9 protein-coding genes are annotated in these 12,986 nt (G+C 72.7%); 3 read left to right on the top strand and 6 right to left on the bottom strand.

Annotation, left to right across the window (positions count from 1 at the left end):
* Window positions 1–37: 37 nt before the first annotated feature.
* Window positions 38–1,030: a helix-turn-helix transcriptional regulator gene (locus OG896_RS30765; RefSeq protein ID WP_329370565.1), complete on the top strand. Its 993-nt coding sequence runs from the start codon at window positions 38–40 to the stop codon at window positions 1,028–1,030.
* A gap of 31 nt (window positions 1,031–1,061) precedes the next feature.
* Here OG896_RS30765 and OG896_RS30760 read toward each other — a convergent pair whose 3' ends face one another.
* From OG896_RS30760 to uvrB, 5 genes are all read right to left on the bottom strand, one after another.
* Window positions 1,062–2,171 (bottom strand): cytochrome c oxidase assembly protein, encoded by a 1,110-nt coding sequence (locus OG896_RS30760; protein ID WP_329370563.1) that lies wholly within the window; start codon window positions 2,169–2,171, stop codon window positions 1,062–1,064.
* Window positions 2,172–2,320: 149 nt separating this feature from the next.
* Complete coding sequence (locus OG896_RS30755; protein WP_329370562.1) at window positions 2,321–3,424, bottom strand: TerC family protein; 1,104 nt, start codon at window positions 3,422–3,424, stop codon at window positions 2,321–2,323.
* Between the two features lie 274 nt (window positions 3,425–3,698).
* A complete protein-coding gene (locus OG896_RS30750) occupies window positions 3,699–5,666 on the bottom strand; it encodes a TerD family protein (protein ID WP_329370560.1) in 1,968 nt (655 codons plus the stop codon).
* A gap of 82 nt (window positions 5,667–5,748) precedes the next feature.
* Entirely contained in the window at window positions 5,749–6,327 is a 579-nt protein-coding gene (locus tag OG896_RS30745) for a TerD family protein (protein WP_328462811.1), read from the bottom strand.
* Window positions 6,328–6,544: 217 nt separating this feature from the next.
* Window positions 6,545–8,641 carry an excinuclease ABC subunit UvrB gene (gene uvrB, locus OG896_RS30740; protein WP_329370558.1) on the bottom strand — a complete coding sequence of 699 codons (2,097 nt, stop codon included), beginning with the start codon at window positions 8,639–8,641 and terminating at the stop codon, window positions 6,545–6,547.
* A gap of 141 nt (window positions 8,642–8,782) precedes the next feature.
* On the opposite strand from uvrB, the gene OG896_RS30735 reads away from it, so the two are divergent.
* Complete coding sequence (locus tag OG896_RS30735; RefSeq protein ID WP_329370556.1) at window positions 8,783–9,310, top strand: methylated-DNA--[protein]-cysteine S-methyltransferase; 528 nt, start codon at window positions 8,783–8,785, stop codon at window positions 9,308–9,310.
* A gap of 250 nt (window positions 9,311–9,560) precedes the next feature.
* Window positions 9,561–11,921 (top strand): alpha-L-fucosidase, encoded by a 2,361-nt coding sequence (locus tag OG896_RS30730; RefSeq protein WP_329370554.1) that lies wholly within the window; start codon window positions 9,561–9,563, stop codon window positions 11,919–11,921.
* Between the two features lie 67 nt (window positions 11,922–11,988).
* On the opposite strand, the gene OG896_RS30725 is transcribed toward OG896_RS30730, so the two are convergent.
* Window positions 11,989–12,963, bottom strand: coding sequence for a slipin family protein (locus OG896_RS30725; RefSeq protein WP_329370552.1), 975 nt, complete (start codon window positions 12,961–12,963; stop codon window positions 11,989–11,991).
* Window positions 12,964–12,986: the final 23 nt, after the last annotated feature.

The raw sequence follows: 12,986 nt of genomic DNA, 5'->3' as shown, positions 1-12,986 counted from the left end.
CTGGACGCTAGAACGGCTTCACTGACACCCTGTGTCAGTGAAGTCCAGCCGGCTGCTGTCGATCCTGCTGCTGCTCCAGAACAGGGGCCGGCTGACCGCCGCCCAGCTCGCCGCGGAGCTGGAGGTCTCGGTCCGCACCGTCTACCGCGACGTGGAGGCCCTGCACGCCGCCGGTGTCCCGCTCTACGGCGACGCCGGCCACGCCGGCGGCTACCGGCTGCTCGACGGCTACCGGACCCGGCTGACGGGGTTCACCTCCACCGAGGCCGACGCGCTGCTCCTGTCCGGCGCGCCGGGCCCGGCCGCGGACCTGGGGCTCGGCCCCTCCCTGGCGGCGGCCCAGCTGAAACTGCGGGCGGCCCTTCCCGCGGAGCTGCGCGCCCAGGCGACCAGGATCGCCGCCCGCTTCCACCTCGACGCGCCGGGCTGGTACACCGAGGACGCCGATCTGCGGTTCTTGCGGCAGGTCGCGGACGCGGTCTGGCACAGCAGGACGATCGAGGTCCGGTACCGCCGCTGGAAGGAGCCCACCGACGTCGACCGCCGGCTGGAACCGTACGGCCTGGTGCTCAAGGCCGGCCGCTGGTACGCGGTGGCGGGCCCGGGGCCGCGTACGTACCGCGTGGACCAGATCCTCGCGCTGACGCCCACGGCGGAGGGCTTCCAGCCGCCGCCGGACTTCGACCTGGCGGACTACTGGCAGCGCCACCAGGCGGACTTCCACGCCCGCCTGCACCAGGAGGAGGCCACGGTACGGCTCTCCCCCGCGGCGGCGGCGCGGCTGACCGGGGCGGCGGCCCGGGCGCTCGCGGCCACCGGCAGCACGGAAACGGACGGCTGGACCCGCGCGGTACTGCCCGTGGAGTCCGCGGACCAGGCGCACGCCTTCTTCCTGTCGCTGGGCGCCGAGGCCGAGGTACTGGCGCCGGCCGCGCTGCGCGCACGGCTGGCCGAGACCGCGGCCGCGCTGGCGGTCCGCTACGCCGGGCCCGCGCCGGAGGCGGAACCGCCCACGGCCGCCGCGCCCTGACCCGCCTCCGGGCGCCGGGCCGCGGTGGCGCTCAGCGGCGGCGGCGCATCCGCTCGCCGACCTCGCCCTCGTCCGTCTCCCACCAGGGGCGGGTGGACACGGGCACCTCGGCCCGAGCGGGCGCGGCCGGGGCCGAGGGGGCGGGCACCGCGGCGGAGGGCGCGCCGCCGCCCGAAGCGCCACCGGAAGCCCCGCCCGAAGCGCCCGCGGGAGAGTCGGAGGCCGCCGAAGCCCCGGAAGGCACCTGCTGCTCGGCCCGGGCCGACAGCACGGCCTCGCGGTCGAGGGCGGCGTCGAGCGCGGCGGTCTTGTCCCGGTCGGCGCGCCACCACTCCATGAAGACCAGCAGGAGGAAGGGCAGCCCGACGAGTTCGGCGAGGGCGAGCATGAGGCCGCCGCCGAGCATCTGGTCGCGCTTGACGGAGGGCCCCCAGTCGCGGGTGTGCGTGTGGTACCAGTGGCCGGCGACCAGGGTGCCGCTGGTCATCACGACGATGCCGGGCACGGAGTCGAAGAGTCCGTCGAGGAAGACCAGGACCGCGCGCACCGGGTGGTTGCACCAGCGCGGCAGCAGCTCCTGGCGGCTGAGCATGGGCAGCACGAACAGGCATCCGGTGAGCAGCAGTTGCAGGTGCATCAGCTGCCGTACGGAGTCGTGGGCGAGCGCGTGCGGGAAGTACGGCGTGAAGTAGATGGTCAGTTCGGAGACGAGCACCAGGACCGAGCTGATCAGCGGGTAGGTGAGCACGCGCACCGGGCGGGAGGAGAACGCGCGGCGCAGGCGGCTGCCGGGGGCGGCGAGGCCGATCGGGTCGCCGAGCGCGAGGCCGAGCGGGGCGAACAGGTCGAGCAGGATGTTCTGCACGGCCGCGGGCCAGAACAGCACCCGGTTGTAGACGGCGAGCGCCGACATGGTCGCGAACACCAGGGTGCCGAGGCCGAAGACGTAGAAGACGGCGACCCGCCACAGCGGCCAGCGGCCACCGGAGGCGAGCCTGCGCCGTACGCCGTATCCGTACACCGCGCCGAGCAGGAGCACGGCGGCCAGGGCGACGCCGTCGAGTTGCCAGGTGCCGAGGAAGCGGCTCCCGGTCAGCTCGGGCAGTGCCTGGAAGCCGGGCGCGGCTGCCGTGGTCGCCACATCTGTGCCTTTCGCGTGGGTCCTGGGCCGACGGAGCCACGCTAGTCCCCGGGCCGGGCCGCCCGTACGCAGGGGGGCGGCCCGGGGCCGGGGTGTCGTCAATCGCCGTGGGCCGCCCGGGGCGCCGCCGGACGGCCGTCAGGGGTGTGTCAGGACCTCTGGCGGCGCTGGGCCGGCTGCCGGTCGAGCCGGTGGGAGCCGGACTCCGGGGCGGGTCCGCCCTGGTCGGAGGGGTCCTCGGCGGTGTTCCCCGCGGTGTCCCCGGCGGGGTGTTCCCCGGCGGGCGCGGGCGTGGTGCCGTCGGCCGGGGCGCCCCCGCGGCTGACGGCCAGGCTCGTCGCGGTCGTCACCGCGAGCACGGCCACGATCACCCCCAGGGAGACGGGGATGGAGATCTCGGGGACGTGCACCCCGGCCTCGTGCAGGGCGTGCAGCACCAGCTTGACGCCGATGAACCCGAGGATCACCGAGAGCCCGTACGACAGGTGCACCAGCCTCTTGAGCAGGCCGCCGATCAGGAAGTAGAGCTGGCGCAGGCCCATCAACGCGAACGCGTTGGCGGTGAAGACGATGTACGGGTCCTGGGTGAGGCCGAAGATCGCCGGGATCGAGTCGAGCGCGAAGAGCACGTCGGTGGTGCCGATGGCGAGCATCACCACGAGCATCGGGGTCATCAGCCGCTTGCCGTTCTCGGTGACGAAGAGCAGCGTGCCGTGGTAGCTCCGGGTGGACGGGACGCGCTTGCGCACCGCCTTGAGCACCCGGTTCTCCTCGAACTCCTCGTCCTGCTGGGGTCCGGCCATCGCCTCCTTGACCAGCTTCCACGCGGTCCAGATCAGGAACGCGCCGAAGATGAAGAAGACCCACGAGAAGCTCGCCACGATGGTGGCGCCGGCCGCGATGAACACCGCGCGCAGCAGGAGCGCGATGAGCACGCCGATCAGCAGCACGCGCTGCTGGTACCGCGTGGGCACCGCGAACTTCGCCATGATCAGCACGAAGACGAAGAGGTTGTCGACGCTGAGCGACTTCTCGGTGATGTATCCGGCGAAGAACTCGCCGGCGGGGCGGCCGCCGGCGAAGACCAGCAGGCCGACGCCGAACAGCCCGGCGAGGACGACCCAGACCGCGGTCCAGATCCCGGCCTCGCGGACGGACACGTCGTGGGGGTTGCGGCCGATCAGAAAGTCGGCGCCGATGAGGGCGAACAGTCCTGCGATGGTGAGCGCCCAGAGGGTGAGCGAGACATCCACGGGATCTCCGGCTGTAGCGGTCGGTCAAACAACCGTACACGAATGCCCAAGAAATGGTAAAGAGATGCCGAAGGTGACGGCGTGTCGCACTCCGGGCGGCAGCGGCTCGCCGGGCAGGTCGTGCGTGCTCGCGGGCAGTCCGTACGGGGCCGAGCGGGCGGCTTCGGGCCGTGCGGACGCCGCGTCAGATCGGGCGGGGAACGGGGGCGGCGTGGGGAACGGTGGCGGCGTCAGCCGCGGCGGCCGGGGCGGGCGCGGTACGGCCGAGCCGCCCTCACCTCCCGTATGCCGGACGGGCCGCGGCCAGCCTGCGCAGCACCTGCGCCACCACCTGGCTGCCCGGCGGCACCAGCGCGGGTTCGTACGTCCACGCGTGGCCCACCCACGGGTCGGCGAGGTGGTCGCTGGGCAGCGGGGTGAGCCGCAGCATCGAGCGCCACAGCGGGTCGAGCACCGGGCCGTACGCCGAGGCGTCGTCGCGATCGGCGACCAGCAGCAGGTGGACGCCCGCGGCGGGCCCTTCGTCGGCGAGGTAGCGCAGCTGGTTGACGGCGCGGTCGTCGAAGCCGTACGGGAACTCGTTGACGATCAGCAACTGCTCGGCCTGGTCGAACCCGGGCGGCAGCGAGTCGGCCGCGCCGCCGCGCATGGCCATCTGGAGCAGGTCGACCCGCGCGGTGAGGCGGCCCAGCACCTCGTTGACACCGGCGGCGCCCGCGGCCGGCGGCGGCAGCGCCAGCGCGCCACCGGAGTACAGCGGGGCGAACGCGGTGGCGGCCGAGCCGGCCGGGTCCAGCGCGTGCATGGCGAAGCCGCCCGCCGGGTGGCAGGCCAGCAGCCGGGCGGCGGTCGCGACGGCGACCTCCATCGCGACGCCGCGGTCGTCGGCGCTGTCGATCCACAGCCCGCGCTCCAGCGGCAGCCGGACCAGCAGCGGGATCTGCAGTTCGGGCGCCTCGGGCACGGTGAGGCCGCCGAGCCGCACGGCGAGCGCCGGCTGCTCGGGCACTTCGTACGCGTGCCAGGCCGGGTTCTCCCAGCCGGCGAACGCGGGCGGCAGCGCGGGCTCGACCACCTCGGCCTCGGCGGCGAGTTGGGCGAGGTCGCGGTCGAGCACGGCCCTGGCCTGGTCGACCAGCGCGACCTGCTTCGTCATCGCCTGGTCGCGGGCCGCCTCGGCCTGCGCTCCGCCGCGGGTGCGCGGGTCGGCGAGCAGCGCGTCCAGCTCCTGGTCGTACCGCGACTGCGCGAAGTCCTCGGCGCTGCGGTACGCGGCGACGGTGCGGGCCAGATCCTCGAACATGCCCCAGATCTGGTTGTGCAGCCGCTCCTCCAAGGTCCAGCCGCCGGCGTCCCCGGCGACCGGGACGGGCGGGCCGTCCGCGGCGGCGGATGCCGCGGCGGACGGGGCGTACTGCGGCGGGTGCGGCGGCATCGGCGGGGCGCTCGACGCGGACGCCGGCTCGGGCTGCGGCGCGGCCGGTACGGTGCGGCGGCGCGGGTGGCGGTAGTCCACCGGGCCGGCCGGCGGCGCTTCGGCGGGGGCGGGCACGGTGGGCGCCGCGGAGGTCGTGTGTGCCGCGGGCGAGGTGGGCGACGTGGGCGTGGCGGGCGAGGTGGGCGCTGGGGGCGCGTCCACCGAGCGGGACTGCTCGCGCTCCACCGCGTCGTGGATCTCCTGCGCGACCGCGCGGGCGTCGGGCACGCCCTGGTCGAGCAGCAGCGCGGGCAGCCCGCCGTCGTACCCCTGGCCGACCGCGCGGACCTTCCAGGTGCCCTGGCGCCGGTAGAGCTCGACGGCGAGCAGGGCGGTCTCGCGGCCCAGGCCGGTGAGGGTGTAGCCGGCGATGGCGGTGCCGTCGGGGTCGGTCACGGCCACCTGCGGGGCCGGCGCGGCACCGAAGTCCGCGGGGGCGCCGGCGCGGCCGACGGGCAGCGCCAGCAGGACGTGCACGCGGTGCACGTCCTGCGGCATGGCGCCCAGGTCCACGGCGAGGCGGTGCTCGGCGGCGGCCTGCCGGGGCACCTCGACACCCGGAAGCTGCGGAGCGCCGGGGTGGGCCAGCCACTCCCGCCCGGCCGCCGGGCCCGACCGGCCGTCGCCGCTGTCCGGCCCGAAGGCCCGGCCCTCCGCGTCGCCCAGGGTGACCGCGGCCACCACCGGGGTCCCCGCCGACACCCGGATCTCCAGCCGGTTGCCGGGCAGCGGATGGTTCTGCCCCCGGACCAGTTCGGCCGTCATGCCAGCCGCCCCCTGCTTTTCGTTGTCGTGCGTGTCCGTCTGCGCGCCGTGGCCCGGTCGCCCGGGCCACGGCCCCACCCTGCTACAGGGCGGGCAGTATCGCCGGGATCAGGTCCTGGAACGTCCGGCCGTTGGCCGCGGTGCCGATCGCGGTCATCGACCAACCGGTGGTGCCGCGCTGCACCTTGGCCATGATCTGCGCGGTGTACGGGCCGCCGCCGGTGAGGGTGTAGCGGGCCAGCTCCTGGCCGTTGCTCTCGTCCACCAGGCGGCAGAACGCGTTCTGCACCTCGGCGAAGGTCTGGCCGGTGAAGGAGTTCACCGTGAAGACGATCTGGTCGACGTGCACCGGGACCCGCTGGAGGTCGACGATGATCGACTCGTCGTCGCCGCCCTGGCCCGCGCCGCCGACGAGGTTGTCGCCGGTGTGCCGGACCGAGCCGTCGTCACTGGTGAGGTGGCGGAAGAACACCACGTCGACCGGCTGCTTGTCGGCGAAGAGGACCGCGGAGGCGTCGAGGTCGATCTCCCGCGTGCGGCTGCCGAACAGACCCCGGCGCGGCGCAGCCTGCCAGCCCAGCCCCATCCTGACCGCGGTCAGCGTCCCCCCGTCGGCCTTGCTCAGGCTGATCTTCTGCCCCTTGGTCATGTTGACCGTCACGCGCTGTCCCCTCTCACCCGTTGTGTTCCGACTGCTTCGTGCGCTTCATCCGCGGCTCAGGCACGGAAAAGCCGTGCCCGCACCCTAACAAGACGCCGCCGGACGGTATCCCGGTTCGTCAGCGCGGAATTCCGATTGTCCGCCCGCCCCCTCACGGTGCTGACGCGCTTGCCCGCCCGGGGATACCGCGACGCAACATCCGCGGGCGCGGCCGGCGTTACGCGATGCCCGCCTCGCGCATCTGCCGCAGCTCCTTCTTCAGGTCGCTCAGCTCGTCCCTCAGCCGGGCCGCCACCTCGAACTTCAGCTCGCCGGCCGCGGTGTGCATCTGCTCGGTGAGTTGGGCGATGAGATCGGCGAGTTCCTCGGCGGGCATCGCCGCCCCCGTCCGCTTCTCGCCGGCCTTGCCGGCCAGCGCCGGCACCGGCGCCTTGCCGCGCGAGCGCTGCCGCCCGGAGCCCAGCAGCTCCTGCGTGTCGGCCTCCTCGCGCGCGTAGGCGTCCAGGATGCCGGCGATCTTCTTGCGCAACGGCTGCGGGTCGATGCCGCGCTCGGTGTTGTACGCGATCTGCTTCTCCCGGCGGCGGTTGGTCTCGTCGATGGCCTTCGCCATCGCCGGGGTGATCCGGTCGGCGTACATGTGCACCTGGCCGGAGACGTTACGGGCGGCGCGGCCGATGGTCTGGATGAGGGAGGTGCCCGACCGCAGGAAGCCCTCCTTGTCCGCGTCGAGGATCGCCACGAGCGAGACCTCGGGCAGGTCCAGGCCCTCACGCAGCAGGTTGATGCCGACCAGGACGTCGAACTCGCCGGCGCGCAGCTCCTGGAGCAGCTCCATCCGGCGCAGCGTGTCGATGTCGCTGTGCAGGTACCGCACCTGCACGCCCAGCTCCAGCAGGTAGTCGGTGAGGTCCTCGGCCATCTTCTTGGTGAGGGTGGTGACCAGCACCCGCTCGTCCTTCTCCGCGCGCACCCGGATCTCGTGCACCAGGTCGTCGATCTGGCCCTCGGTGGGCTTGACCACGACCTCGGGGTCGATCAGTCCGGTCGGCCGGATGATCTGCTCCACCACGCCGTCGCCGCGGGAGAGTTCGTACGGCCCAGGGGTGGCCGACAGGTAGACCTTCTGGCCGACCCGGGTCAGGAACTCCTCCCACTTCAGCGGGCGGTTGTCCAGCGCGGAGGGCAGCCGGAAGCCGTGGTCGACGAGGGTGCGCTTGCGGGACGCGTCGCCTTCGTACATCGCGCCGATCTGCGGCACCGTGTTGTGCGACTCGTCGATGACCAGCAGGAAGTCCTCGGGGAAGTAGTCGATGAGGGTGTCCGGGGCGGAGCCGGGGCCGCGGCCGTCGATGTGCCGGGAGTAGTTCTCGATGCCGGAGCAGGTGCCGATCTGCCGCATCATCTCGATGTCGTACGTGGTGCGCATCCGCAGCCGCTGGGCCTCCAGGAGCTTGCCCTGCTTCTCCAGCAGGGCGAGCTGGCCCTCCAGCTCCTGCTCGATCCCGGCGATGGCCCGCTCCATGCGCTCGGGTCCCGCGACGTAGTGCGTCGCGGGGAAGACGTAGACCTGCTCGTCCTCGGTGATGACCTCGCCGGTGAGCGGGTGCAGCGTGTAGAGCGCCTCGATCTCGTCGCCGAACATCTCGATGCGGACGGCCAGCTGCTCGTAGACCGGGAAGATCTCGACGGTGTCGCCGCGGACCCGGAAGGTGCCGCGGGTGAACGCCAGGTCGTTGCGCGTGTACTGGATGTCGACGAACTTGCGCAGCAGCCGGTCGCGGTCGATCACGTCGCCGACCTTGAGCCGGACCATCCGGTCGATGTACTCCTGCGGGGTGCCCAGGCCGTAGATGCACGAGACGGAGGCGACCACGACGACGTCCCTGCGGGTGAGCAGCGAGTTCGTCGCCGAGTGGCGCAGCCGCTCCACCTCTTCGTTGATCGACGAGTCCTTCTCGATGTAGGTGTCCGTCTGCGGGACGTACGCCTCCGGCTGGTAGTAGTCGTAGTACGACACGAAGTACTCGACCGCGTTGTTCGGCAGGAGCTCGCGGAACTCGTTGGCGAGCTGGGCGGCCAGCGTCTTGTTCGGGGCCATCACCAGGGTGGGGCGCTGGAGCCGCTCGATCATCCACGCGGTGGTCGCCGACTTGCCCGTGCCGGTGGCGCCGAGCAGCACCACGTCCTGTTCGTCGGCGCGGATACGGCGCTCGAGGTCCTCGATCGCCGCCGGCTGGTCGCCGCTGGGCTGGAAGGGGCTGACGACCTCGAAAGGCGCCACAGTGCGTTCGATGTCTGAAACGGGCCGCATGACACCACCGTACGGCGCCCCTGTGACAATCACGGTCCCGCTCGCCCCGCCCACCTCACGAAACGGCTTTGACCTGCGGTTTCCATGGTGGCGGCGGTGAGGCCGGGGGCGTTGTCGGACCCTGCGTCTAGCGTGGTGGGCATGGACGAGGTGGCGTGGGTGGTGCGGGACACGGCGGTGGGGCCGCTGATGGCGGCGTGGAGCGGTCAGGGTCTGGTGCTGGTGGCGTTCAGGGCGGGGCCGGCGACGGTGGCGCGGGAGGTGGGCGCGCTGGAGCGGCGGCTGGGGTGCGCTGTGGTGGAGGACCCGGAGCGGCTGGCGCCGGTGACGGAGCAGCTGGCCGCGTACTTCGCGGGGGAGCTGAAGGAGTTCGATCTTGCGCTGGACTGGTCGCTGACCACCGGTTTCAACCGGCGGGTGCTGCGGGAGCTGGCGACGGGCGTGCCGTACGGCGCGGTGGTGGGCTATCAGGACCTCGCCGACCGGGTGGGCGAGCCGGGCGCGGCGCGGGCGGTGGGCGCGGCGATGGGGGCGAATCCGCTGCCGGTGGTGGTGCCCTGCCACCGGGTGGTGGAGAGCGACGGCGGCATAGGCGGCTTCGGCGGCGGCCTGGAGATCAAGCGGACGCTGCTGGCGCTGGAAGGGGTGCTCCCCGCTCCGCTGTTCTGACGGCATCCCGGCGGGTCGGTGGGCCGGTGGGTGCGCGCGCTGCCCCGCTTCCGGCGGGTCGGTGGGCCGGCCCCGCGGACCGGGTGCCGGTGCGCCCGGGTGGGCCCGGCTGCGCCCGCCGGGCGAAGCGTGCCCGGGAACGGCCCGTTCGGTCCGATCTATTGACATGCCCCCGCCTCCTCCCCAGGATCACTCATCGGATGTATACCCATTCGCGATGGGCCAATCCCCAGGGCACTGAGGAGGGCGCATGACCACGTTCCCACGACGCCAGGTACTCGGAATGGCAGCGGGCGCAGCCGTGGGCACCACACTGATCTCCGCAGGAAGCGCGGCGGCCGACACCGCCGACACCGCAGCATCGCAGGCCACTTCGAATACGTGGGGGACCGTGCCGGACGCGGTACAGGTCCCGCTGGACGCCTGGTTCGACAACGACGGCATCGACACCGCGGCCGCCCGCGGCGGGGACTTCGACGGCTCCGGCTACTCCTTCCCCGGCGAGGAGCTGCCGTCAGGGACAGCAGTCGTCGGAGGGGTGAGCTTTCGCTTTCCCTCGTCCGCGGCCGGCGCCAAGAACAACATCGTGGCGAACGGGCAGCGCGTCGACCTCCCGCCCGGCGGGTATCTGTTCGCCTCGTTCCTCGTCTCGTGCAGCTACGGCGCGACCTCGGGCACCGCGACCGTGCACTACGCGGACGGCAGCACGTCCACCGCCGCGCTCGGCGGCGGCGACTGGTACTCCGGCGGCGGTGCGTTGACCACGACCTTCCGCTACTCCCCCGACGGCACCGACCCGCACCCGGTCTCCATGAGCGTCAGCGAGCTGTGGACGGACCCGACGCGGCAGGCCGTCGGTGTCACCCTTCCCTCCACCGGGCCGGCCCAGGCCGGCACCTCCGCGCTGCACGTCTTCGCGCTCTCCCTGCAGCCGGCCGCCACCGGCCGCGCGCTGACCATCCGCTCGGCCGCCTCCACCAACTCGCTGACCGGCCCGCACGGCACCCAGAGCGTCGAGGCCACCGTGCTCAACGCCGGCACCGTGTGGGTCCGGCCCACCGACGCGCTCTCGGTGGACGTCTCGGTCGACAGCGGCTCCGCCGGCGCCCGTACGATCGCCCCCGCCGCGGTGCCGTTCCTCGGGCCCGGCGAGCAGGCCCGGCTGCGGATCGGCATCCGCAACGCGCCGGGGACCGCGCCCGGCACCGCCGCCACGGGCACCGTGCGGGTCACCGGCCGCGGCCGGACCGCCGCCGCCCGCAGCACCCCGCTGATCCTCGGCACCCCCGACTACCAGCCCACCGACGCGTCGCTCGACACCCACCAGGCCCCGTACTGGTTCAGCGACGCCAAGTTCGGCATCTTCATCCACTGGGGCGTCTACTCGGTGCCGGCCTGGTCGCCGGTCGGCGGCTCGTACGCCGAGTGGTACTGGAACTCGATGCAGACCACCGGCGACCCGGTGAACGCCTACCACGCGCAGACCTACGGCGAGGACTTCGCGTACGACGACTTCATCCCGATGTTCACCGCGAGCCGGTTCAACCCCCGTTCCTGGGTGGAGCTGTTCCAGGACGCGGGCGCCGAGTACTACGTGCTGACCTCCAAGCACCACGAGGGCTTCGCGCTGTGGGACACCAAGGTCTCCGACCGCAACGCGGTCCGGATGGGACCCCACCGCGACCTGGTCGACGCGCTGTTCACCGCGTCGCGCACGTACACCCCGCGGCTGCACAACGGCCTGTACTTCTCGATGCCCGAGTGGTTCAACCCGGACAACCCGTGGATGGGCCACGCCCCGCGCAACCCGTACACCCTGGAGCCGGTGCCGTACACCGGCTACACCGCGGGCAAGGACTTCGTCGCGGACTACCAGGCCCCGCAGATGCGGGAGTTGATCGAGGGCTACGACCCCGACGTCATCTGGTGCGACATCGGCGGCGCCAACGACAGCGACCATGTGCTCGCCGACTACTTCAACCACGCCAAGAACCGGGCGCGTCCGAAGGACGTGACGGTCAACGACCGCTCCGGCATCGCGCCGCACGACTTCACCACGCCGGAGTACACCACCTACGCCAACACGGTGGTGGCGAAGTGGGAGGCCAGCCGCGGCCTGGACCCGCACAGCTACGGCTACAACCGCGCGACCCCCGACGACCAGTACATGACCGCGGAACAGGTCGTGCAGACGCTCGTCGACATCGTCAGCAAGAACGGCAACTTCCTGCTCGACATCGGGCCCAAGGCCGACGGCACCATCCCGTCGGTCATGGAGCAGCGGCTGCGGGAGACCGGCCGGTGGCTGCGGGTCAACGGCGAGTCGGTCTACGGCACGACGTACTGGTCGGCAATGGCGCAGCTCGACGAGCTGCGGTTCAGCGTCAAGCAGGGCGAGGCGTTCTACATCTCCTCGCTGGGCGACCCGGGCAGCAAGCTGGTGGTGCGGGCGCCGGTGCCGATCCGCAAGGGCGACAAGGTGACCATGCTGGGCCATGACCGGCCGCTGGACTGGGAGTTCGACGGCGGCACGCTCACCGTGCAGGTCCCGGCCGCGGCCCGCGCGGCCGGGAGGTACGCCTGGGTGTTCAAGGTCCACTGGTCGCGCTGACGTGCTGACCGCGCCGCCCCGCGGTCCCGGGGCGGCTACGTCCCCGGTCCCCGTCCCCGGCCCCCGCTCACTCCTCGGAGCTGCGCGGGTCGGGGATCTGCGGGCGGCCCGCGGCCCGGGGCAGTTCGGCCGGGGCGGGTGCGTCGGGCTCGGTGAGCGCGGCGCGCTCGGCCGCGGGATCGGCCTTCGGGCCGGCCCCGGCGGCCTGCTCGCCGGCCGACCCGGCCTCCGCCTCGGCCGGCGCCCCCTGCTCGGCGCCGCCCGTACCGCCGGTGCCCCCGGTGCCGCCCGCCGCCCGGTCGAAGAAGCGCAGCATCTCCACCGGGAACGGCATGACCAGCGTGGAGTTCTTCTCCGCGGCGACCTCCACCACGGTCTGCAGCAGCCGCAGTTGCAGGGCCGACGGGTTGGCGTCCATGGTCTTGGCCGCCTCGGACAGCTTCTGGGACGCCTGGAGCTCACCGTCGGCGGTGATGATGCGCGCCCGCCGCTCCCGATCGGCCTCGGCCTGCCGGGCCATGGACCGCTTCATGGACTCCGGCAGCGCCACATCCTTGATCTCGACCCGGTCGATGTGCACGCCCCACCCGGTGGCGGGGGTGGACAGCATCAACTCCAGCCCCTCGTGCAGTCGCTCCCGCCCCGAGAGCAGGTCGTCCAGTTCGCTCTTGCCGATGATCGAACGCAGCGAGGTCTGCGCGACCTGGAGCATCGCGAACTGGTAGTTCTGCACGTCGACCGTGGCCCGGATCGGGTCGATCACCCGGAAGTACAGCACGGCGTCGACCCGCACCGACACGTTGTCGCGGGTGATGCCGTCCTGCGCGGGCACCGGCATGGTGACGACCTGCATGTTCACCTTCGTCATGCGGTCCATGAACGGCACCAGCATGCGCGGGCCCGGCTCCTTGGGCAGCGCGTTGACCCGACCGAAGCGGTAGATCACCCCGCGTTCGTACTGCTTCACCACCTTGACGCTGCTCATCAGCCCGATCACGCCGATGACGGCGAGGATGATCACAAGGACGACGACGGCTTCCATACCCGGGCCCCTCTCGCAGGGCA

Origin of the sequence: Streptomyces sp. NBC_00669 (assembly GCF_036226785.1) — a bacterium.
Taxonomy (GTDB): Bacteria; Actinomycetota; Actinomycetes; order Streptomycetales; family Streptomycetaceae; genus Actinacidiphila.
The sequence above is the reverse complement of the archived record's forward strand: the minus strand, read 5'-3'. Positions and strand labels throughout refer to the sequence as shown.

What these genes read in the sequence shown, in the direction of transcription:
- OG896_RS30750 (WP_329370560.1), bottom strand. Translation starts at nt 5,666, where the DNA reads ATGACGGCCGAACTGGTCCGGGGGCAGAACCATCCGCTGCCCGGCAAC.
- uvrB (WP_329370558.1), bottom strand. Translation starts at nt 8,641, where the DNA reads ATGCGGCCCGTTTCAGACATCGAACGCACTGTGGCGCCTTTCGAGGTC.
- OG896_RS30735 (WP_329370556.1), top strand. Translation starts at nt 8,783, where the DNA reads ATGGACGAGGTGGCGTGGGTGGTGCGGGACACGGCGGTGGGGCCGCTG.
- OG896_RS30730 (WP_329370554.1), top strand. Translation starts at nt 9,561, where the DNA reads ATGACCACGTTCCCACGACGCCAGGTACTCGGAATGGCAGCGGGCGCA.
- OG896_RS30725 (WP_329370552.1), bottom strand. Translation starts at nt 12,963, where the DNA reads ATGGAAGCCGTCGTCGTCCTTGTGATCATCCTCGCCGTCATCGGCGTG.